This window comes from Leisingera sp. JC1 (assembly GCF_001679925.1).
Taxonomy (GTDB): domain Bacteria; phylum Pseudomonadota; class Alphaproteobacteria; order Rhodobacterales; family Rhodobacteraceae; genus Leisingera.
Map to the genome: position 1 here is coordinate 153,853 of NZ_LYUZ01000114.1, position 21,406 is coordinate 175,258.

Below are 21,406 nucleotides of genomic sequence, written 5' to 3' on the forward strand. Positions count from 1 at the left end.
CGTCCTTTTCGATTTAGTTCTGGTACAGCGCGTCGGCGTGGAAGGAGACGTGCTCCTCCATGAAGGTCGACACGAAGAAATAGCTATGGTCATAGCCCGGCTGCATCCGCAGGGTGGCCTGCTGGCGGTGTTCGGCGACCGCGTGGGCCAGCGCCTCGGGTTTCAGCAGGTCGATGAACTGGTCGGAAGTGCCGGTGTCGATCAGAACCGGGCCGTCGAAGCCTTTCTCGCGCATCAGAAGGGTGGCGTCATGCTTGGCCCAGGTTGACTCGTCGTCGCCCAGGTAGGCGCTCAGCTGCTTGCGGCCCCAGTCCGATGCAGTCGGGTTGGAGATCGGTGCAAAGGCGGAGACGGACTTGTAGCGGCCCGGCAGGTTCATCGCCAGCGTCAGCGCGCCGTGGCCGCCCATGGAATGGCCGGTGATCGCCTGGCGGTCCAGGTCGATGGCGAAGTTCTCGCCCAAGAGCGCGGGCAGTTCCTCGGCCACATAATCCCACATGCGGAAATGCGGTGCCCAGGGCTGTTGCGTGGCGTTCACGTAGAAGCCCGCGCCCTGGCCCAGGTCATAGGCGTCATCATCGGCCACGCCTTCGCCGCGGGGGGAGGTGTCGGGGAAGACGATGGCGATGCCCTGCTCGGCGCACCAGGCCTGGGCACCCGCCTTGGTCATGGCGTTTTCATGGGTGCAGGTGAGGCCCGACAGATACCACAGCACCGGCACCGGGCCGTCCTTGGCTTCCTCGGGCAGGAACAGGCCAAAGGTCATGTCGCCGCCGGTGGCGGTGCTGGCGTGCTTGTAGACGCCCTGGGTGCCGCCAAAGGCGCGGTTCTCGGAAACGGTTTCCATGGGTGAGGCTCCTCAAAATCTGTTAGCCCTATCGCTATCCGCAGTTGGCCTCAGGGTCCAGCGGATGGGCGGCAGCAATGCCGGTTTTTGCGGCACAAGGATTGCGAATCCGCAAACAATCGGGGCTTTGGCCGCCGGGAGGGTGCCGCATTTGCGCAAGGGGGTGCTGGACAGCCGGCGCGAAAACCGGGACAGTCCGCGGCCAAGGCAAGAGGGAGGCACAGGGCCATGAACGATTTTCTGAGACTGACACCGGAGGCCGCGGAGGCGGAGGTGGAGCGCCCGGCAGCAGAGAAGGTGCTGGCAGGCGATCCGGTCTTTACTACTTGGAACGCCGAAGAGCGGGACGGGCTGTATTGCGGCATCTGGCAGTCGACACCGGGCAAGTGGCGGATTTCCTATGACGAGTGGGAATACTGCCGGATCCTGGAGGGGCGGTCGGTGATCACCAGCGATGACGGCACCGCGTACCCGCTGGCGGCGGGCGACAGCTTCATCCTGCGCCCGGGCTTCAGCGGCACCTGGGAGGTGATCGAGACCACCCGCAAGGATTACGTGATCCGGCTGTAGGGGCTGCGGGTCAGGAGACCCAGGCGATCACCGCCGGCACGGTGACAATCGACACCACTGTGGAGATGAAAATGGCGGCGGAGGCCCGGTGCGGGGCCACGCCGTAGTGCTGCGCCAGCATGTAGACATTGCCGGCCACCGGCAGCGAGGCGGCGGCGATGGCAACGGCGGCGGAGAACGGTGCCGCCGGAATCAGCCACAGCACAGATAGGGCGACGCAGGCCGGGTGCAGCACCAGCTTGGCAAAGCTGAGCCAGCCGGAGATATGCACCCGTTCTGCGGATTTAGAGGCGAGCGAGGCACCGATGGCAAAGAGGGCGCCGGGGGTGGCAGCACCGCCGAGGATGGTGAGGAAATTGTTGGCAGGCTCCGGGATCGGCAGGGCGGAAGCCGACCAGGCAAGGCCCGCGACAATGGACAGGATCATCGGGTTTTTCAGCAGGCCCAGGCCCACCAGCCGGAGCGTGGCAAGACCAAGCCCCTGGCCGCGGCCTGCGTTGATCAGAATTACGATCAGCGAGGAAAACACCACTAGATCGACGCTGAGCACCACCATCATCGGCGCCACCGAGGCCGGGCCGAACAGGATCGCCATCATCGGAAGGCCAAGGAAGCCCACATTGCCGATCGCCGCGCACTGCGCCTCCACCGCGGCGGTGGGCACGTCCAGGCCGCGGATCATGGCGACAACTGTTACCAGCAGGTAGACCGCCAGGGTTCCTGCCAGATAGCCAAGGATCAGGGTGGGGTCGAAGACCTCGGCAAAAGAGAGGTTGGCCGCAAAGCCGAAGATCATCGCCGACAGCGGGAAGTAGAACACGAAGCGAGTGAGATAGGCGGTGGCTTCCTCGGTGAAGAACCGGCTGCGCCCGGCCCAGTAGCCAAGGCCGATGATTGCAAAGAAGGGCAGGGTGCGGAAAAAGATCTCGGCCATGGTTGGATTGGTAACAAGAGCTGACCAATTGGCAAAGGCTGTTTTTTGGGCAGGTGTTGAACGGGCAGGTTTTGCACGGGCAGGGGCGTGCTCCTGCCTGTTCATGGTCATTCGAAGAATGCCCTTCACAGTTGGGCGTGGCCCTGTGCTGCGCACAGGGCGGGGAGGGAATTCTGCTGAGACGCGCTCTAAGGGCAGGTCTGCCCTGAGAGCGCCTGGTCCATTGTGATATCGTCCAAGACAGCCTCAAGGGTAAACCGCGCTGGCGCGCGGCGGCTGTGCCGCCCTTGACCCTGTCTTGGCCAAGCGGAGCAGCTCGCAGCGCTTCTAACCGCTGCCGATCAGCGCGCCGGCGCCGAGCACCAAGGCGCCGCCCAGCACTACCTGCATGGTGGCGCGCCAGAACGGAGTCTCCATGAACTTGTTCTGGATCCAGGCGATGGCCCAAAGCTCGACAAAGACGATCAGCAGCGCCAGCGTGGTGGCGGTCCAGAACTCCGGGATCAGATAGGGCAGGGCGTGGCCGAGGCCGCCGACGGTGGTCATGATGCCAGAGGCGAGGCCGCGTTTCAGCGGTGAGCCGCGGCCGGAGAGTTCACCATCATCCGAGGCGGCTTCGGTGAAGCCCATCGAGATGCCGGCCCCGACCGAGGCCGCCATGCCGACCAGGAAGGTGGTCCAGGTGTCCTGGGTGGCAAAGGCAGTGGCAAAGATTGGCGCCAGGGTGGAGACCGAGCCGTCCATCAGCCCGGCCAGTCCCGGCTGCACCCAGGTCAGCACGAACTGGCGGTGGGCGGCGCGGTCCTCGTCGGCGCGGGTGTCTTCGTCCAGATGCGCCTCCTGCAGCTCGCCGGCGCGGGCCTGGTGGCCTGCCTCGGCGGCGGCCAGGTCGCCCAGCAGTTTTCGGGTGGCAGCATCCTGGGTGCGGGCGGCGGCAGCGGTGTAAAACCGCTCGGCGTCGCGTTCCATCGCACGGGCCTCGTCGCGGATGCGGTCGAGGCTGAGGTTCTCCATCAGCCAGACCGGGCGGCGGGCGTAGTATCCCGCCACATGCTCGCGCCGGATCAGCGGGATCGCCGGGCCGAACCGCGCCTCGTGCAGGGCAATCAGCTGGGCGCGGTGCTCGTCCTCCTCCTCCGCCATACCGTCAAACATCGCGGCAGAGGCCGGGTATTCACCGCGCAGCCGCTCGGCGTAGCCGCGGTAGATGCGCGCATCGTCCTCCTCGGAGGAGATCGCAAGGGCCAGAATCTCTTGCCCGGTCAGTTCCGTAAACCGTTTGCGCTGGGTGAAAAAACGCATCTGCTGCCCCTCAGTTTAGAATAATTCTAAATATAACTGTTCCGCGAGGGAGCGCAAGATGATGCGGGTTCTGCTGTTGCAATGGAGCGGCGCAGGCTACATTAGGCCCAGACCCCTACGCAGCCATTGGAGCCCGCATGAACCAGCAAGCCAGCGTCCTGCGCACCGGCCGGAAATTCGACCAGGTCCTGGAAGGCGCGCGCGAGGTGTTCCTGGCGGACGGGTTCGAGGGCGCGAGCGTCGACAAGATCGCCAAGGCGGCGGGGGTCTCCAAGGCGACGCTCTACAGCTATTTCCCCGACAAGCGGGTCCTGTTCATGGAGGTGGTGCGCTCTGCCTGCGTGCAGCAGGCGGACGCCTCGCTGGATCTGGCACCGGGCAGTTGCGGGCCGCGGGATGTGCTGCGGGCGGCGGCGGAGCGGGTGCACGGGGTGCTGCTGGGCGGTTTCAGCCTGCAGCTGTTCCGTATTTTCGTAGCAGAGGCCGACCGGTTCCCGGAGCTGGGGCCGATGTTCTATGAAAGCGGCCCGATGGTGCTGCATGGCGAGATTCAGGCGTATATTGAGGCCGCTGCAGGACGGGGCGAGCTGAATGTGGCGGATGCCAATCTGGCCGCGGCGCAGTTCATCGAGCTGTGCAAGGCCGATATTTTCCTGCGCTTCCTGTTCAAGATCGACACCGAGTTCTCGGACGCCGAGCGCGAGCATGTGATCAGCGGCGCGATTGACACCTTCCTGGCGCGGTTCGGGGCTTGAACCGGTCTTTCCCGATTAGTGCGTGGTGAAGCTGTTGGGGGTCCTGCGGTAGGTCTCGTGGCAGCTGAGGCAGCCTTGCATCAGCCCTGGCAGGGTGCGGCGCAGGGCGGGCAGGGAGCGGGTGCTTAGGGCTCTGGCCGCAATTTCGGCTGATTTGGCCCGGGCTTCGAAATCATCCCAGGATGTCCAGATCTGCGGCCGGGCGTGACTGCGCGGGTCCATCCGGTGTTTCCTGAAGTGCTTGCGGATGCTGCTGGTGGATGTGATCAGCTGCCGCCGGGCAGCGCGTGCCTTGCTCTGATCGAAGACCGCGCGCCCGGCCATCATGGCAGTGAGCACATCCATGGCGGCCTTTTGCGTGGTCATCAGGGTGATGCGGCGGGTCACATGCTTGCTGACCCCGTCACTGGCGGTGACCGGGGCAGAGGGCCCGGCGGCAAGGGCCGCGAGGAGCGCAAGGCAGGCGAGCGGTTTGAGCAGGCGCAGGGTCATGGCGCGGTCCCGGGCCGGATTGACCGAATCGAATAAATGGAACAAAATGGGAACATCTGCACTGGAACTCCTGTAACCTGCCGTCTGCACCTGCCGTCTGCCGGCCCCTGCTGCGTGATCTGCCCATGCCCCATCGCCGCATTCTGTCGCTGTGGTTTCCGCGCCTTGGCGCCGAACGCATTCTGCGGGCGGAGCGCGGCGGCATTGCCGGGCCGCTGGCCGTTGCCGAGGAAGTGTCCAACACCCAGGTTATTTCCGCGTTAAACTTGGCGGCCTCGGCAGAGGGGCTGCAGGCCGGCCAGCCGTTGCGCGATGCCCATGCGATGTGCGCGGGCCTGGTGGTGCGGCCGCGCAACCGCGCGGCGGAGGCGGCGTTTCTGGCCGCACTCAGGCGCTGGGCGGGCAAGTTCAGCCCCTGGGTGGCTGAGGCCGGGGAGGACGGGCTGACCATCGATCTCACCGGCTGCGCGCATCTGTTCGGCAGCGAGGCGGCGCTGATGGAGACGGCGGGGCAGGATTGCGCGGAGATGGGGCTGAGCGTGCGGATGGGGCTGGCCGATACCCTGGGCGCGGCCTGGGCGCTGGCGCGCTACGCGGGCGAGGAGGCGGCGCCGGAACGGTCGGGTGACGCCATCGACCAGGAGGCGCGCGCAACCCGTGCCCGGGCGCAGAAACGCCAAGGCGTCAAGCGGCGCCATTGGACCCGGGGCGGCGCGGCGCCGCAGCTGCAGGCGGCGGTGCCGCAGCTGGGGCGGATTGCCGAAGCCGGCCAGGCCTATGGCGCGCTGGCGCCCTTGCCGGTGGCGGCCTTGCGGCTGGACAGCGCCACGGTGGCGCAGCTGAACCGGCTGGGGCTTCGGCGGATCGGCGACCTGCTGGGCCAGCCGCGGGCCAGCCTGGCGCGCCGCTTCGGCCAGGGGCTGGTGCTGCGGCTGGACCAGGCGATGGGCAGCGCGCCGGAGCCGGTCTCGCCCGCGCGCAGCCCGGACCATTTTGCGGTGCGGCTGACCCTGCCGGAGCCGATCGGGCTGATGGAGGACCTGCTGGCAGGCATTGACCGGATGCTGCCGCGGCTGTGTGCCCGGCTGGAGGCGCGCGGAAAGGGGGCGCGGGTTTTGCGGCTGGAGGCGCACCGCTGCGATCAGGAAATGGAGGCGGTGACCCTGGGCCTGGCCCGTGCCAGCCGCGATCCCGCCCGCATCCGGCCGCTGCTGGAGATGAAGCTGGAGCAGATCGACGCGGGCTATGGCATCGACATGCTGCGGCTGGAGGTCTTGCAGGCGGAAGCCATTCACGCCCGCACCCCGGCGGGCCACATGCAGGCAAGTGCCGCGGCGCGGGCGCGGCAGGAGGATGGCGCCGCGCTGGAGGATCTGATCGGCCGGCTGGGTGCGCGGCTGGGGATGGAGGCGATCACCCGCTATCACCCGGCGGAGAGCCACATTCCGGAAAAAAACTTCACCGTGCAGGCGGCGGCCTGGTCGGAGCCTGCGTCCGGCGACTGGCCACTGCCGCCGCGCCCGCGGCCGCTGCTGTTGTGGCGGCCCGAGCTGGTGCATGCGCCGGATGTGCCGCAGGTGCCGGAGCAGTTCAGGTGGCGCGGCCGGGACTGGCAGCTGGCAGCGGCGGAGGGGCCGGAGCGGATCGCGCCCGAGTGGTGGCTGGAGGACCCGGCGTGGCGCAGCGGCGTGCGCGATTACTGGGTGGTGGTGACGGGCTGCGGCACGCGGCTGTGGCTGTTCTTTGCCCATGGCGGCGCGCTGTCGCCCGGCTGGTTCTGCCATGGGTCGTTTGCGTGAGTGTGTGCTTGGACAGTTCGGCGCGCGGCGAAGGGTTTTGCTTGGGTGTCCCTGTGCAAACCGCATAAGGTAGGGGCATGATCACACCGCGTTTCGACATTCTGGGCCAGGCCATCAGCGACGCCAGCCGCACGCAGATGCTGTGCGAGCTGATGGAGGGGCGCGCCTATACTAACAAGGAACTGGCGGCGGCGGCTGGGGTGACGCCGCAGACCGCCTCGGCGCATTTGCGGCTGCTGCAGGACGCAGGCCTTGTGGTGGCGGAAAAGCGCGGGCGCTGTGTCTATCACCGGCTGGCCGGCGCAGAGGTGGCCCATGCGCTGGAGCAGCTGGCGGCGATTGCGCCGGCCGACAGCCTGCACCGCGCCCAGCAGCGCAAGGCGGGCGGGCTGGCGCAGCTGCGCAGCTGTTACGACCATCTGGCCGGGCCGCTGGCGGTGGCGATGACCCGCGCCTTCCTGGACCGCGGCATGCTGGTGGAGGAACAGGGCGCCTTTCGCGCGGTGCCAGCCGGGGAGTGGCTGAAACTGGGGGTGGTTCTGCCGGAAAAGACAAGCCGCCAGCCCTTTGCCCGGCCCTGTCTGGACTGGACCGAGCGCAAGCTGCATGTGGCCGGTCCGATGGGGCGGCAAATCCTGGAGCACGCCTTGGAGAGAGGCTGGGTCAAGCGGCACCGGCACAAGCGCGGGCTGCTGCTGACCGCGCCCGGACGGGTGGCGCTGGAGCAGATCCTGGGGGTGCAATGCGGGGAGCTGGCGGCGGCCTGAGTGGGCCTGAAAAGGCTCTGATACAGGCGGAAACGCGCTAGTTGCGCCTGTGCGCATCCTGCACCACACGAAAAATCGAACGTTAAAACCCTTGATTTGCCGGGGAAACGGCGCAACCTGTTATCTATGAGCTTTGATCAGGTGCAGCCTTTTCCCGGATCTCCCATACCTCAGCAAGTCGCCTTTGACCGCCGGGAACTGTCGGTCATCATGACGTTGTACGGCCGCATGGTGGCGGCTGGGGAATGGCGCGATTACGGGATTTCTTCCTTGCGCGATCTGGCAGTTTTCTCCGTTTTCCGGCGCACGGCAGAGCATCCGCTCTACCGGATCGAAAAGCGCCCCAAGCTGCGGCAGCGGCAGGGGCAGTATTCGGTGGTCGGCATGGACGGGCATATCCTGAAGCGCGGGGCGGATCTGAAGACCGTGCTGAGGGTGCTGGAGCGCAAGCTGATCCGCTCCGTGGAGTAGCCGCAGGGTTTGCGGCGGAGCGGGAACCGGAAAATTCGGATTTTCCGGCCAAAAATCTTCGCAAGATTTTTACCGCCGGTGGCGGCGGGCGCGGGTTACGCCAGCCGTTTGTGCGCGGTGACCGGACCGTCGCCCTGCGTTTGGATACGCTCAATTGCTGCGGTGATAGGTTCAATCGCCACTGCCATATCGTGGGCATTGGCGTGGATCAGGGTTTCTGCGTCCCGCACCAGTGCGACATGGCCCTTCCAGAACAGGAGGTCGCCGCGCTGGCAGTCACCGGCGGGGGCGTCTTCTCCCAGCTCCGTCTCTTGCATGTCGCTGTCGCCGGGGCAGGCAGTTCCGCAGGCCAGGAGCGCCGCCTGCACCAGGCCGGAGCAGTCGATGCCAAAGCGGCTGTTGCCGCCCCAGAGGTAGGGTGTGCCGAGGAACAGCTCTGCCACTGCCACAGGATCATTGGCATAATCGCCCAAAGGCGACAGGTGGCGGGCGGGGATATAGCCGAGGTTGGTGTCCGCGAACCGTCCCTCACCACCCAGGACCTGCACCCGGCTGCCGTGGCTGAGCGCATGGGTTTCCGGCGATTTGAAGTCATCTGCGGAATAGGCATGGGTGGCCGGGGCGCTGACCCAATGAGTGGCCTCGAACGGCGTGGCCAGGGCGGTGCCGGGGACATAGCCCGCATAGAAATCCTTGGCCGCCTGCAAAAACGCCCAGCCGTCGCGGTCCTCATAGACCGTGACCGCCTCGCCGTAGACCAGCTGGCGGTCGCGGGCGCCGTCCGGCGCGCGCAGCAGGTCCGCGACAGGGACGCCGATGCGGGCGGCAGTGCCGTCCACCCGCATCAGCCCCTCGGGCGCGTCCGTCAGATGTGCGGCGGCGATGCGGTCATTCACCGGGGTGCGGCGGCGGTCAGCCATGGGATCAGAGCTCCAGCATGTCCGGCAGCGCGGCAAACAGCGCGCGGGCGCCTTGGAGGGCACCGCCCTTAGACCGGCCGGGTGCCGCGCTGGGGGTCCAGCCGTAGATGTCGAAATGCATGTAGCGGGTGTCCCCGGCAAAGCGGCGCAGGAACAGGGCGGCGGTGATAGAGCCTGCGAACCCGCCCGAGGGCGCGTTGTCCAGATCGGCGATGCCGGGTTCGATCATCGTCTCATATGGCTCGTGGAAGGGCATCCGCCAGACCGGGTCGGCGGTGCGGACTGCGCTGGCGGCAAGCGCTGCGGCGTCGCCCTGATGATCGGTATAGAAGGGTGACAGGTCCGGGCCGACGGCCACCCGCGCCGCGCCGGTGAGAGTGGCCATCGAGATCAGCAGGTCCGGCGTGTCCTCAGCCGCCAGCGCCAGCGCGTCGGCCAGCACTAGGCGCCCCTCGGCGTCGGTGTTGTTGTTTTCCACCGTCAGCCCTTTGCGCGACATCAGCACGTCGCCGGGCCGGAAGGCGGCGCCGGAGACGGCATTTTCCACCGCCGGGATCAGCACGCGCAGCTGCAGGTCCAACCCGGCGTCCATGATCATCCGGGCCAGGCCCAGCACGTTGGCCGCGCCGCCCATGTCCTTTTTCATCAGCGCCATGCTGTTACCGGGCTTCAGGTTCAGCCCGCCGGTGTCGAAACAGACGCCCTTGCCCACCAGGGTCAGCTTGGGGCCGGAGCTGCCCCAGCGTAGGTCGATGAGCCGCGGCGCGCGGGGAGAGGCGCGGCCGACGGTGTGGATCAGCGGGAAGTTCTGTTCCAGCAGGTCTTCACCCAGGGTAACGGAGGCCTCTGCGCCGAACTCCTGCGCCAGGGCCTCGGCTGCTGCCTGAAGTTCCGCCGGGCCCATGTCGGAGGCGGGCGTGTTGATCAGGTCGCGGGTGAGGCATTCGGCAGCGGCCAGTGATTCAACCGCGGCGGCATCCACGCCTTCGGGGGCCTGCAGCGCGGCGGTTTCGCCCGTGGCGTCCTTGTAGCGGTCGAAGCGGTAGGCGGTCAGCAGCCAGCCAAGGGTCTCGCTGGCGGCGTCTTCCGCGGGCAGGCCGGAGGCGATGCGGTAGGTGCCTGCGGGCAGTTTCTGCGCCGCTTCGGCCAGCACAAAGCGGCGGCGCGCACGCTGGGCAGCGCTGCCGTAGCCCGCCAGGGCCAATTCAATCCGGCCCTCGGCATCCGGCACCGTCAGCGCCTGGCCGCAGGCGCCGGTGAAGCCCTGCGCCGATGCCCAGGCCTGAACGCGCTGCGGCTGGCCTGAAAGCCAGCTGTTCAATTCATCGCTTGCAATAACATGCACAGGGCAGGCGTCAGGGCCGGGTTCGGCAAAGACTCGCGGCATCGAAAAAACTCCGGTTGCAATCACTTCTGATGCGCCAGAGTAGCCGCCGCGGCGCGGCCTGCAAGCCCTGCGGGCTGCACAAATGTCAGATCGTCATGTCCTGCTGATCCCAGACTGCCGTCAGCGAGCGTTCGCCCACCCGCATCAGCCGGAACAGGATGGCGGCCACGGCCGGCGCGTCCTCGGCGTCGATTGCGACGGTCACGTCCCTGGCAATGTTTGCCAGCGCGGTCATTCCGATCTGTTCGGCCATGGCAATCAGCGACCGGGCGCTCTTGCGCAGGTTCATCATATCGTTCTGCCGCCACAGACGCTCGCAATGCGTCAGGCGCACCGCCATTTCCTCAATCGCGCGGCACACGACGTCCTCAGCACCGGCTTCGCCGAGCTGTTCGTAGAGTTCGGAAAGTTTGTCAGGATCCAAGCGCACAGTCTCAGAGTGCATCACTGTCAGTATATTGGCCACCACATTCACCCAATTCTTTGTACCCCCACGGCACGTCTGCCAATTTGGAAGCCATAAGTTTTCAAAAGGTTTCCGCGGGCGGATCAAATCCCTCGAATTTTGAGACAATGCAGGCTAATACGGCCGGCAACGCGAAACGAACCGAGGATTCGACAATGGAATTTGCCAAGCCTCTCCCCAGTTATCTGGTGACCCGTTATCACGGCTGGAAGGCCACTTCATACGAGGAGAACCAGGGCTGGTACCGCCGCCTGGCAACCGAAGGCCAGCGGCCGCGGGCGATGGTGATCTCCTGCTGCGACAGCCGGGTGCATGTGACCTCGATTTTCGGTGCTGACCAGGGCGAGTTCTTCATTCACCGCAACATCGCCAACCTGGTGCCGCCGTTTGCGCCTGATGGCGACCACCACGGCACCTCGGCGGCAGTGGAGTATGCGGTCACCGCGCTGAAAGTCTCGCATCTGATCGTGCTGGGCCATTCGCAGTGCGGCGGCGTGCAGGGCTGTATCGACATGTGCAAGGGCCACGCGCCGCAGCTGGAAGAGAAGACCAGCTTTGTCGGGCGCTGGATGGACATCCTGAAACCCAAGTTCAGCGGTGTCGAGGATATCCAGGATCCGGTCGAGCAGGCGCGCCAGTTCGAGCGTCAGGCGGTTGTCGCCTCGCTGGAGAACCTGATGACCTTCCCGTTCATCGAATCGGCGGTGAAGGCGGGCGAGCTGAGCCTGCACGGGCTGTGGACTGACATCGGCGAGGGCGGGCTGGAATGCTATGACCCCAAGGCGGGCACTTTCGCCCCGGTCTGACGTCAGGCCGTTTTCTTGCCGGACCCGAATGCAGCCGCCAGATTGGCGGCTGCTTGCGTATAGCCCCCCGCGGCGCCGTCGACGAAGTGGATGTGATCGTCCTGCACCGGCGAGGGCACGATGCAGGTGACCATGGCGGCATCCTGTTCGTGCAGGCCGAAGCGGACGAGGCCTGCATCGGCCGCCTGTTGCAGATGCTGGCGGATACGGCGGCTGATCCCGGGCGTGCAGTCCAGCGTCATCTTTAGCCCGTCGTCGAATTTTCGGAAATCGGAATGCGCCCGCAGCATTGACAGGTAATGCACCGGGTCGAAGGCCCCTGCAGGCCGTTTGCTGATCAGCAGCAGCGCGGCAAAGGCGCAATGGCCCAGCAGGTAGAGCTGCCGCAAAAACAAGGGCAGCCGACCGCCGGAGGCTTTGGCTTCAAGCGTCAGCCCGGCAGGCGGAAACTGCAGCCGCGGGCCGGCTTCGGGAACCGGGTGGCCGCTGTCTTCAAGCTCTGCCGCCAGATCCAGCACTTCGGCGGCGAAGCGGGCAAAATCCTGCGGGCTGGCGCCGGGTGCGGGCTGGGCCACCACCGACAGGATGATGCCGTGGCGGGCGGGCGTATTGCTCCAGCGGCAGGAAAGGCCTGCGAGGTCGGGCGGGTCTGCTTGCGGGTCAGGGGCCACTGCAAAGGCGCCGGCCTTCATCTGCGCTTCGGCCCAGGCCAGGCCGCCGCCGCTGAACATGGCGAAATCGGCGTGGTCCGACACCGCGTAGCGGGCAACCTGCACCTCCAGGCCCTCCTCCCGTATGGCGGCGGCCGGCAGAACCGCGGCGCGCAGGGAGATGCCGTATTCCGCCTCTGTCCAGCTGCGCAAGGCACCCAGCACGCGCTGCGCCGTGGCCTGATGGCGGGGCGGCACAGCAAAGGAGGCGCCGTCGCCGCCGAAGACATAGGGAAACGCCTCCCCTTCCAGCGCGTTGCGCATCGCGGCGATCACTGCGGCGCCGACCATGTTCACCGTTTTGTAGCGGCCTTCCTTCACCAGCCCGGTGGAATTCACGATGTCGGTGCAGCAAAGAAGCCAGTCGCCGGGCAGAGGGGCAAAGACCGACGGGTCGGAGAGATCGCTGAAATCGCGGACCCTGGGGAGGCTGGCGTAGAACGAATCCGTTGTCATGACTTTCAGCCCCCTGACGCGCTCCCGCGGCCTGCTGTCTACTTCTAAACAAATTGTGCGTCGGCGCCAAACATGCAAGCTGTGCGCTAGTAACAAAAATGCAGGGGGCAGAACATGCAGGCAGGACTGATCTTATTGTGCCTGGCCTATGTGCTGAGCCAGTTTTTCCGCACCTTTCTGGCGGTATTGTCCGGCGTGCTGGGGCAGGATATCGGTGCGGCACCGGATGATCTGGCCTTTGCCTCCAGCCTGTGGTTCCTGTCCTTTGCCGCCATGCAGCTGCCGGTGGGCTGGGCGCTGGATCACGTGGGGCCCCGCAAGACGGCGTCGCTGCTGCTGTTGCTGGGCGGTGGCGGCGGTGCAGCGCTGTTTGCCGCGGCAACTGCGCCCTGGCACGTGGGCGCGGCGATGTTCCTGATCGGCATTGGCTGTTCGCCGGTTCTGATGGCCTCCTATTACATCTTTGCCCGCCAGTATTCGCCCGCGCGCTTTGCAACGCTGGCGGCGGTGATGCTGGGGGTGGGGTCCGCGGGCAATCTGGTGGCGTCTTACCCGACCGCCCTGGCGGTGGATCTGTTCGGCTGGCGCGGCACGCTGGCCGGGCTGGCGGCGGTGTCGGTTGCGGTGGCGGCGGGGATTTTCCTGACGGTGAGCGATCCGGACAAGCCGGAAGGGGAGCACAAGGGATCGGTGCTGGACCTGCTGAAGATGCCGGTGATGTGGGCGATCTTTCCGTTGATGCTGGTGGCCTATGCACCCTCCGGCGCGCTCAGGGGGCTGTGGATCGGACCCTACCTGAGTGATGTTTACGGGCTCAGCACCCAGGCCGTCGGCCTGGCGACCTTGGTGATGGGGGCGGCGATGATTGCGGGGACTTTTGCCTACGGGCCGCTGGACCGGGTGCTGGGCACCCGCAAATGGCTGATCCTGGGCGGCAACCTGTTGGGTTGCGCGGCCCTGGGCGGGCTGATCCTGGCCACCGGCGCGCCGGTCTGGATGCCGGTTGCGATGATGGCGGCGGTGGGTTTCTTCGGGGCATCCTTCCCGGTGATCATGGCGCACGGGCGCGCCTTTGTGCCGCCGCATCTGGCCGGGCGGGGGGTCACGCTGCTCAACCTCTTTGGCATCGGCGGGGTGGGAATCATGCAGTTTGCCACTGGCCGCATTCACGCGAAAATGGCCGGTGCGGACCTTTCCTTGCCCTATATTGGCATTTTCAGCTTCTTTTTGGTGCTTCTGGGGCTCGGCTGCGCAATTTATCTGTTCAGCCGCGACAGCATGGACTGATCAGGGACTTTAAACTTGGCCGCGGAACCATTATCACACCGGCGCCGGCCATGGGGCCGGGCAAGACTGGAGAAACAGATAAATGGGTTACCGCATCGTCGTCGTTGGCGCCACTGGCAACGTGGGCCGCGAAATGCTGAACATCCTGGCCGAGCGCCAGTTCCCTGTGGATGAGATCGCTGCGCTGGCAAGCCGCCGCTCTCTCGGCACCGAAGTCAGCTTTGGCGATAAGACACTCACTACCAAGGATCTGGACACCTTTGATTTCGCCGGCTGGGACATGGCGCTGTTTGCCGTCGGTTCCGAGGCGACCAAAGTGTATGCCCCCAAGGCCGCGGCCGCGGGCTGCGTGGTGATCGATAACTCCTCGCTCTACCGCTATGACCCGGAGATCCCTCTGATCGTGCCGGAGTGCAACCCGGAAGCGATCCACGGCTACAAGAACAAGAACATCATCGCCAACCCCAACTGCTCCACCGCGCAGATGGTGGTGGCGCTGAAGCCGCTGCATGACCGTGCGAAGATCAAGCGTGTTGTAGTCTCGACCTATCAGTCGGTGTCCGGTGCGGGCAAGGACGGCATGGATGAGCTGTGGGAGCAGACCAAGGCGGTTTACAACCCCACCACCGACGTGCCGCCGAACAAGTTCCAGAAGCAGATCGCCTTCAACGTGATTCCGCAGATCGACGTCTTCATGGAAGACGGCTCGACTAAGGAAGAGTGGAAGATGGTTGTGGAAACCAAGAAGATCGTCGACCCGAAGATCAAGGTCACCGCGACCTGTGTTCGCGTGCCGGTGTTTGTCGGCCATTCCGAGGCCGTGAACATCGAGTTCGAGGAGTTCCTGGACGAGGACGAGGCCCGCGATATCCTGCGCGAGGCGCCGGGCATCATGGTGATCGACAAGCGTGAGCCGGGCGGCTACGTCTCGCCGGTGGAATGCGCGGGCGATTTTGCAACCTTCATCAGCCGCATCCGCCAGGACCCGACCATCGAGAACGGCCTGAACCTGTGGTGCGTTTCGGACAACCTGCGCAAGGGCGCTGCCCTGAACGCGGTGCAGATCGCCGAACTGCTGGGCCGCGAGGTCCTGAAGAAGGGCTGAGGCTTATATCCTTTTGGGGAGGGGGCCGCTTCGAAAGAGGCGGCCCCTTTGCTTTTGCGCCCCTGCCGGAGGGCGGCGGCCGGGCCTACTCTGATCCTGAACAGAGATGTGAAGGAGGACAGGCCATGCTGGCGCACAAGGAACTTCCCGCAGTTTTCGTGAACCGGAACGCTGCCCCGGCCCAGACCGCCTGGGCCAGCGCGCGCATCCACAAGCGGCTGGATTCGGAGATGGCGGCGCAGCTGCGGATGCTGCTGGCGGGGATCTTTCAGACCGCCCCCAGCTGGCTGGAGCTGCGCAAGGGGCTGAAGCAGCACGGGTTTTACCTGCGCCGGAAAGGGCTGCGCCTGCTGCTCTGCGATATGCACAGCCATGTGGAGATCTGCTCTTGCCGGTTTCTGGGGTTTCCTGCGACGGCGCTGGAGCAGCGTTTGGGCAGCCTTCTGCCGCGGGCCTGAGGCAGGCAACGGCCGGGCTGGCCGGACCTCACTCGCGGGAGTAGCATGGCATCAGGCGGGACCACCGCCGTGATTTTTGATTGAGAGATGCCAATGCGATTTCCTTTGATGGCTTTTGCCTTTTCTTCAATTGCCGCGGCGGCGGCTGCGGACACCATCCCCGTCAGCAGCACGGTGTCGGAAGTGACGCTGTATCCCGGTCTGGCGGAAGTCACCCGCAGCGCGGCGCTGACCCTGCCGGAGGGGCGCCACCGGCTGATTCTGCAGAACGTGCCCAGAACGGCTGCGCTGGAGACGCTGCAGGTGGAGATCGCCGGCGCCCGCCGCGTCGCCACCCTGCTGCGCGAGAATTACGTGCCGCCGCGCGATGCGGATGACCCCGAGGTGGAAGCCGCCGAAGCGCGGGTGCGCGAGGTCGAGGCGCGGATTGCCGTGGTGCGGGACGAGGCCGCGCAGGCACGCGCCGGGGTACGGGCGGCGGAGGCCTCAATCGGGTTCCTGCAGCAGCTGGGCGCAAACGAGGGGCTGGCGGAGGCGGATGCCGCTGCGCTGAGTGAAATTGCCCGGATGATCTCTGCGGAGGCGGCGGGGGCCAGCCAGGCGGCGGTGTCGGCAGAGGCTGAGGCGCGCCGGATAGAACTGCAGCTGGAGGACTTGGAAGAGGAGCTGGCAGAAGCGCAGGCAGCGCTGGCGGCGATCACGCTGGAGGATGATGACCGGCTGTACATCGCGGTGGATATCGAGGCGGAGCAGGTGGGTGAGGGTGCCGTCAAGGTAAGCTACTACACTGCGGGCGCGGGCAATATCGGCTGGCAGCCGTCTTATGAGATGCACTTGAATACCGTTACGGAGCAGCAGGTGATCCTGAAGCGGGCGGTGATGCTGGTGCAGGACACCGGCGAGAACTGGCAGGATGTGGCGCTGACCCTGTCGACGGCGGTGCCCGGTGAACAGGGCAGCCCGTCTGCGCTGTACCCTTGGCTGCGCCGGATTGAAAAACCGCAGCCGCCGCGGGCGCTGAAGTCCATGGGGCAGGATGTGGCGGAAATGTCTGCGCTGGCAGAGCCGGTGCTGGAAGCGCCTGCCGTCATTGAAGAGGCCAGGGGTGGCTGGGGCGCGGATCTGGGCGGTGCGGCGGCGACCTACCGCTTCGGATTGCCGGTGTCGATTGCCTCCGGCGCCGATCTGCTGCGGCTGGAGATGGACAGCCTGACGGCCGAGGCAAAAGTGCTGGCGGTGGCGGTGCCGTCGCGGGATGAGACTGCCTACCGTGTGGCGACCTTCACCAACAGCTTCGGTGAGCAGCTTCTGGCCTCGGATGAGGTGCCGCGGTTCGTCGATGGCAAGCTGGTCACGGTGGAGGACTTCGCCGGGCTGGCGCCAGGGGCAGAGACGGACGCAGGGTTCGGCCCCATCGAGGGGTTGCAGCTGCGCCGCGATGTGCTGGGGCAGAGCGAAGGCGAGCAGGGGCTGATCTCGCGCAGCAACGCGCAAGTGCAGAAAGTGGAAATCACGGTTGAAAACCTGACTGCGCAGGACTGGGCGGTGCGGGTGCTGGACCGGGTGCCCTATTCGCAGCAGGACGATCTGGAAATCGAGTGGAATGCAAAGCCGCAGCCCGCGGAGGAAAATGTGGAGAAGCAGCGCGGCATTCTGGCTTGGGATCTGGAGCTGGGTGCTGGCGGGAGCGAGACCATCCAATTGGACACCACGCTCAGCTGGCCCGAGGGCATGGTGCTGCGCTGACGCTGGTTTGGTGTCAGGCAACGGGCAGGTGGCTCCCGCCCGTCGTCGGGCATTGAAAATGCCTTCCTCCCGTTGGGCGTGGCACCGCGCATCGCGCGGTGCCACGCCCAAGGCTGCTGCCGTTGCTCTGGCTTTGCCAGGGCAGCGGGCAGGCGCGGGAGAGCTTCCTTTGTGATTTACGGCAGGCGGTTAGTCTGCCTTCCACTTGGCGGCCAGGTCGCGGGCGTTGCGGGCCAGCACCATGACGTCGATGCCAACCGCCAGGAACTGCGCGCCCATGTCCGCATAGGCATGAGTAGCCTCATCGGTTGTGCCGAGGATACCGGGGGCGATACCAGCCGCCTTGATGCGGGTGATGGCATCAGCAATTGCCGCGCGCACCTCCGGGTGGGCCGAGTTGCCCTGGTGGCCCATGTCGGTGGACAGATCCGCAGGGCCAATGAAGACGCCGTCGATGCCTTCGACCTGCAGGATTTCGTCCAGCGCAGCCATCCCGGCGCGGTTTTCCACCTGCACCAGCAGGCAGACCTCCTGATCGGCGGTCTGGATGTACTCGGAAACAGTTCCGAACATGGTGGCGCGGGCTGCCGTGGCGCCGACACCCCTCACGCCCTTGGGCGGGTAGTGGCAGGCGCGAACCAGCTCGCGGGCCTGTTCGGCGCTTTCCACGATCGGCACCAGCACGGTTTGCGCGCCGGCATCCAGCACCTGTTTGATCATCCAGGTCTCCCCCACCGGCACCCGCACCACCGGGTGGCTGGGGGAGGCCGCAAGCGCGATCAGCTGGTCGCGGATCGAGCGGATGTCGTTGGGCGCATGCTCGCCGTCGATCACCAGCCAATCGAAACCGCAGGTGCCCATGATCTCGGCGATCTGGCCGTCGGCAAAGCTCATCCAGCAGCCGATTTGGCGATTGCCCTGTGATAGAGCCTGTTTGAAGGGGTTCTTGGGTGCGGGCATGGGGGCCTCCTGTCAGGCGAAATTGATAGACACGGAACCGAAGGGGCCGAAATCGGCGGCGATTTCCGTGCCCGGCGGGCATTCGATGGGGCGGATGAAGGAGCCCGAGAGCACGATATCCCCGGCCTCGATCTGTTGTCCATATTCCGCCATCCGCCGCGCCAGCCACAGGACCGAGGTGACAGGATCATTCAGAACGCCGGCGCCTAGGCCGGTTTCCTCCACCGTGCCGTCCCGGGCCACGATGGCCCCCACCCAGCGCAGGTCATGAGCATCCACGGCGTGGCGCTCCGCCCCAAGCACGACGCCGGCATTTGCGGCGTTGTCGCTGATGGTGTCGGTGATGATGCGGGCCTGGCCGGTATCCGGGTCGGCGCGCAGGATGCGGGTGTCGAGGATTTCCAGCGATGGGGCCACATAATCCGTCGCAGCCAGCACGTCTGCGCGGGTGCAGTGGGCGCCTGCGAGGGGGGATTTCATCACAAAGGCGATCTCTGCTTCCACCCGCGGCTGAATGAAGCGGCCGGCGGGGATGGTGCTGCCGTTTTCAAACGCCATATCGTCCAGCAATACGCCGCTGTCGGGGGTGGTGATGTTCAGCGCCTGCTGCATGGCGCGGCTGGTGAGGCCGATTTTCCAGCCGATTTTCCTGCGGCCGGAGGCCAGTTTTTGCCTGATTAGAGCCTGTTGCACTGCATAGGCGTCGTCCAGCGTCATGCCAGGATAGGCCAAGGAGAGCAGGCCGCATTGCTGGCCGGTTTGCTCGGCTTTGAACAGCCGGTCAGCGGCTTCCTGGTGCTGTTCCGGGGTCATGCCTCATCCTCAACCGTGTTGCGTAAGGTTCCGATGCCCTCAACCTCAACCTCCACCACGTCGCCGGGGACCAGGTATTTCGGCGGATCAAACCGTGCGCCTGCGCCTGTCGGCGTGCCTGTGATGATCACGTCGCCGGGCTGCAAGGTCGTGAAGGTGGAGATATAGGCGATCTCCTCGCGGATCGGGAACATCATGCGGGCCAGGGTGTCATCCTGACGGATCTCTCCGTTCACGCGGGTGACAATGCGGGCGTCATCCAGCTGGGCGGCGTCGGTGAAGGGCACAAGCCAAGGGCCGATGGCGCCGGAATTGTCCCAGTTCTTGCCTTGCGTCACGTTGAACTTGGCGTGGCGGACCCAGTCGCGGATGGTGCCCTCATTCGCCAGTGTTAGTGCCGCGATATGATCGTAAGCGTCCTCCGGTTTGATCCGGCGGCCTGCCTTGCCGATCACCACGGCGACCTCGCCCTCGTAATCCAGCGTGTGGTTTTCCGGCGGGCGGATCAGCGGGCGCTCTGCCCCGGTGAAGGAGCGCGGGAAGCGGGGGAACAGGGACATGTGCTTGGGCTGGGCAGAGCCGTCCTTGTACTCCGCGTTGCGGTCCGGGAAGTTGACGCCGACGCAGATGATCTTTTCCGGGTTGGGGATCGGGATTTCGTAGGTAAAATCCTTGTGGGTGACGGGTTGGCCCTCGGCAGCCTGAGCCAGTGCGGGCAGGCCGCCTGCCGCGATCACGTCGCGCAGGGAGGGCCAGTGCGGGAACTGCGGCGACAGGGCGATCATGCCGGCGTCCGTCGCGGCGCCGTAGAAGGTCTCGCCATTGGCGGTGCAGGTTGCAAAGCGCATCAGGTCAGGCTCCTTGCGATTCCGGTGATGACGTCGAAGGCCATCATTACATCGGCTTCGGTGGTCTCGAACTGGCCTGCCTGGAAGCGGATCACCAGCTCACCGTCGAGGCGGGKCTGGGTCAGGTAGATGCGGCCGTCGTTGTTGATGGCGTTGACCAGCCGCAGGTTCAGCTTGTCGAGATCCGCGGCGCCCTCAGGCGCATAGCGGAACGACCAAAGCGACCACATCGGCGCGCTGGTGATCGCGAAATCAGGCTCTGACTGGAGCTTTTCGTGCAGCTGGTTTGACCAGTTGATGTGATTGCGCAACCGCTGGCGCAGGCCCTCCAGCCCGTAGGTGCGGATCAGGAACCAGATCTTGAGCGCGCGGAAGCGGCGACCCAGCGGCACCGACCATTCGGAATAGTTGATGATGCCGTCATGGCCGTGGGTCTTGAGGTATTCCGGGCTGATCGCAAGGGTTTGCACCAGATCATCCGGGTTCTTCAGGAAATGCGCAGAGCAGTCGAACTGCACGCCGAGCCATTTGTGCGGGTTGAAGACGATGCTGTCGGCGCGCTCCACCCCCGGCCAGTAGTGGCGGTATTCCGGGCAGATCATCGCAGAACCGGCCCAGGCGGCGTCAACATGGGTGTAGAGGCCGTACTTTTCAGCGACGTCCAGCACCTTGTCCACCGGGTCGGTGGCGCCAACGCCGGTGCCGCCGACGCAGAGGATCACACCCGCGGGCTGGTGGCCTGCGGCGAGGTCGGCCTGAATTGCGGCCTCCAGCGCGTCGGGGTCCATGCCGCGCCAGTCGCCCTTGATCGGCACCCGGATCAGGTTCTGCTGGCCGATACCCGCGACCCAGATGGCGCGGTCGATTGAGGTGTGAACCTCGGACGAACAGTAAATGCGCAGCGCCTTCTGGCCGAACAGCCCGTGGCTGTTGCCCTGCCAGTTCAACGCCTTTTCCCGCATCGTCAGGACGGCGGCGAGGGTGGCGGAGGAGGCCGAGTCCTGGATGACACCCTGGAACTGGTCGGGCAGGTCCAGCGCCTGGCGCAGCCAGTCCATCATCCGGGTTTCCATCTCGGTCGCCGCCGGCGAGGTCTGCCACAGCATGCATTGCGGGGCGATGGCGGAGGTCAGGAATTCGGCCAGCACCGAAGGCGCGGCGGCGTTGGAGGTGAAATAGGCAAAGAAGCGCGGGTGCTGCCAATGAGTGATCCCCGGCATCACGATGTTCTCGAAATCACGGAAGATGGCCTCCATCCCCTCGCCATCCTCGGGCGGGGTTTGGGGCAGGGCGTTCAGCACTTCGCCGGGTTTTGTTCCGGCGCGCACCGGGCGGTCGCCGACGGTCAGGTGGTAGTCCTGGGTCCAATCCGCGACCCGGCGGCCCCATTCGGAGAATTCATCCCATTTCATCTCGTATTCCTTAAGCCTGTGCCGGAGGCACGGACAGCGCCCGGACCGACCCCACGGGGAAGGCGCTTCACGCCCACCCCTCGGTCCGGGCGCCG

Annotated in this window: 22 protein-coding genes; 10 read left to right on the forward strand and 12 right to left on the reverse strand. The window is 65.8% G+C overall.

Annotation, left to right across the window (positions count from 1 at the left end; translation table 11 throughout):
- Positions 1-13 precede the first annotated feature (13 nt).
- Positions 14-847 (reverse strand): S-formylglutathione hydrolase, encoded by an 834-nt coding sequence (gene fghA / locus A9D60_RS19080; RefSeq protein ID WP_065269054.1) that lies wholly within the window; start codon positions 845-847, stop codon positions 14-16.
- A gap of 228 nt (positions 848-1,075) precedes the next feature.
- Here fghA and A9D60_RS19085 point away from each other — a divergent pair, with 228 nt between their 5' ends.
- A complete protein-coding gene (locus A9D60_RS19085) occupies positions 1,076-1,417 on the forward strand; it encodes a cupin domain-containing protein (protein WP_065269055.1) in 342 nt (113 codons plus the stop codon).
- Between the two features lie 10 nt (positions 1,418-1,427).
- Here the strand turns inward: A9D60_RS19085 and A9D60_RS19090 are convergent, their stop codons facing one another.
- Together A9D60_RS19090 and mbfA are read right to left on the reverse strand one after the other, a co-directional pair.
- Positions 1,428-2,351 carry an AEC family transporter gene (locus A9D60_RS19090; protein WP_065269056.1) on the reverse strand — a complete coding sequence of 308 codons (924 nt, stop codon included), beginning with the start codon at positions 2,349-2,351 and terminating at the stop codon, positions 1,428-1,430.
- A 327-nt stretch (positions 2,352-2,678) separates the two neighbouring features.
- Positions 2,679-3,653, reverse strand: a complete 975-nt coding sequence (gene mbfA, locus A9D60_RS19095) for an iron exporter MbfA (RefSeq protein WP_065269057.1) — start codon at positions 3,651-3,653, stop codon at positions 2,679-2,681.
- Positions 3,654-3,790: 137 nt separating this feature from the next.
- Here mbfA and A9D60_RS19100 point away from each other — a divergent pair, with 137 nt between their 5' ends.
- Entirely contained in the window at positions 3,791-4,408 is a 618-nt protein-coding gene (locus A9D60_RS19100; RefSeq protein ID WP_065269058.1) for a TetR/AcrR family transcriptional regulator, read from the forward strand.
- Between the two features lie 15 nt (positions 4,409-4,423).
- On the opposite strand, the gene A9D60_RS19105 is transcribed toward A9D60_RS19100, so the two are convergent.
- Positions 4,424-4,900 (reverse strand): c-type cytochrome, encoded by a 477-nt coding sequence (locus tag A9D60_RS19105; RefSeq protein ID WP_065269105.1) that lies wholly within the window; start codon positions 4,898-4,900, stop codon positions 4,424-4,426.
- Between the two features lie 125 nt (positions 4,901-5,025).
- Between A9D60_RS19105 and A9D60_RS19110 the strand changes: the two genes are divergently transcribed.
- The 3 genes from A9D60_RS19110 (at position 5,026) to A9D60_RS19120 (ending at position 7,937) form a co-directional block, all read left to right on the forward strand.
- The gene (locus A9D60_RS19110; RefSeq protein ID WP_065269059.1) at positions 5,026-6,699 is read left to right on the forward strand and encodes a Y-family DNA polymerase; all 1,674 of its coding nucleotides are present in this window, start codon (positions 5,026-5,028) and stop codon (positions 6,697-6,699) included.
- A gap of 77 nt (positions 6,700-6,776) precedes the next feature.
- Positions 6,777-7,466, forward strand: coding sequence for an ArsR/SmtB family transcription factor (locus A9D60_RS19115; RefSeq protein ID WP_065269060.1), 690 nt, complete (start codon positions 6,777-6,779; stop codon positions 7,464-7,466).
- A 126-nt stretch (positions 7,467-7,592) separates the two neighbouring features.
- Positions 7,593-7,937 (forward strand): DUF2794 domain-containing protein, encoded by a 345-nt coding sequence (locus tag A9D60_RS19120; protein WP_039185371.1) that lies wholly within the window; start codon positions 7,593-7,595, stop codon positions 7,935-7,937.
- 95 nt (positions 7,938-8,032) lie between these two features.
- On the opposite strand, the gene A9D60_RS19125 is transcribed toward A9D60_RS19120, so the two are convergent.
- From A9D60_RS19125 to A9D60_RS19135, 3 genes are all read right to left on the reverse strand, one after another.
- Complete coding sequence (locus tag A9D60_RS19125; RefSeq protein ID WP_065269061.1) at positions 8,033-8,857, reverse strand: C40 family peptidase; 825 nt, start codon at positions 8,855-8,857, stop codon at positions 8,033-8,035.
- A gap of 4 nt (positions 8,858-8,861) precedes the next feature.
- On the reverse strand, positions 8,862-10,244 hold the full coding sequence (locus tag A9D60_RS19130) for a leucyl aminopeptidase family protein (RefSeq protein ID WP_065269062.1): 1,383 nt from the start codon (positions 10,242-10,244) through the stop codon (positions 8,862-8,864).
- A gap of 85 nt (positions 10,245-10,329) precedes the next feature.
- A complete protein-coding gene (locus tag A9D60_RS19135; RefSeq protein ID WP_052272455.1) occupies positions 10,330-10,689 on the reverse strand; it encodes a hypothetical protein in 360 nt (119 codons plus the stop codon).
- A 176-nt stretch (positions 10,690-10,865) separates the two neighbouring features.
- On the opposite strand from A9D60_RS19135, the gene A9D60_RS19140 reads away from it, so the two are divergent.
- Positions 10,866-11,516 carry a carbonic anhydrase gene (locus tag A9D60_RS19140; protein ID WP_039185460.1) on the forward strand — a complete coding sequence of 217 codons (651 nt, stop codon included), beginning with the start codon at positions 10,866-10,868 and terminating at the stop codon, positions 11,514-11,516.
- A gap of 2 nt (positions 11,517-11,518) precedes the next feature.
- On the opposite strand, the gene A9D60_RS19145 is transcribed toward A9D60_RS19140, so the two are convergent.
- Positions 11,519-12,682, reverse strand: coding sequence for a DUF3095 domain-containing protein (locus A9D60_RS19145; protein WP_065269063.1), 1,164 nt, complete (start codon positions 12,680-12,682; stop codon positions 11,519-11,521).
- 114 nt (positions 12,683-12,796) lie between these two features.
- Here A9D60_RS19145 and A9D60_RS19150 point away from each other — a divergent pair, with 114 nt between their 5' ends.
- The 4 genes from A9D60_RS19150 to A9D60_RS19165 all read left to right on the forward strand — a co-directional run bounded on the left by A9D60_RS19150 (position 12,797) and on the right by A9D60_RS19165 (position 17,278).
- Positions 12,797-13,969 carry an MFS transporter gene (locus A9D60_RS19150; RefSeq protein WP_065269064.1) on the forward strand — a complete coding sequence of 391 codons (1,173 nt, stop codon included), beginning with the start codon at positions 12,797-12,799 and terminating at the stop codon, positions 13,967-13,969.
- Positions 13,970-14,051: 82 nt separating this feature from the next.
- Positions 14,052-15,074, forward strand: coding sequence for an aspartate-semialdehyde dehydrogenase (locus tag A9D60_RS19155; protein WP_065269065.1), 1,023 nt, complete (start codon positions 14,052-14,054; stop codon positions 15,072-15,074).
- A 125-nt stretch (positions 15,075-15,199) separates the two neighbouring features.
- Positions 15,200-15,532 (forward strand): hypothetical protein, encoded by a 333-nt coding sequence (locus tag A9D60_RS19160; RefSeq protein ID WP_065269066.1) that lies wholly within the window; start codon positions 15,200-15,202, stop codon positions 15,530-15,532.
- A 93-nt stretch (positions 15,533-15,625) separates the two neighbouring features.
- Positions 15,626-17,278, forward strand: coding sequence for a DUF4139 domain-containing protein (locus A9D60_RS19165; RefSeq protein WP_065269067.1), 1,653 nt, complete (start codon positions 15,626-15,628; stop codon positions 17,276-17,278).
- A gap of 189 nt (positions 17,279-17,467) precedes the next feature.
- Here the strand turns inward: A9D60_RS19165 and A9D60_RS19170 are convergent, their stop codons facing one another.
- From A9D60_RS19170 to A9D60_RS19185, 4 genes are read right to left on the reverse strand one after another with little or no spacing between them, the layout of a single operon-like run.
- Positions 17,468-18,238: an aldolase/citrate lyase family protein gene (locus A9D60_RS19170; protein ID WP_065269068.1), complete on the reverse strand. Its 771-nt coding sequence runs from the start codon at positions 18,236-18,238 to the stop codon at positions 17,468-17,470.
- Between the two features lie 12 nt (positions 18,239-18,250).
- Positions 18,251-19,051 carry a 2-oxo-hept-4-ene-1,7-dioate hydratase gene (gene hpaH, locus A9D60_RS19175; protein WP_065269069.1) on the reverse strand — a complete coding sequence of 267 codons (801 nt, stop codon included), beginning with the start codon at positions 19,049-19,051 and terminating at the stop codon, positions 18,251-18,253.
- Positions 19,048-19,899, reverse strand: a complete 852-nt coding sequence (locus A9D60_RS19180; protein ID WP_065269070.1) for a fumarylacetoacetate hydrolase family protein — start codon at positions 19,897-19,899, stop codon at positions 19,048-19,050. Before A9D60_RS19180 ends, hpaH begins: the two co-directional genes overlap by 4 nt.
- Positions 19,899-21,311, reverse strand: a complete 1,413-nt coding sequence (locus A9D60_RS19185; RefSeq protein WP_065269071.1) for a pyridoxal phosphate-dependent decarboxylase family protein — start codon at positions 21,309-21,311, stop codon at positions 19,899-19,901. Before A9D60_RS19185 ends, A9D60_RS19180 begins: the two co-directional genes overlap by 1 nt.
- Positions 21,312-21,406 lie beyond the last annotated feature (95 nt).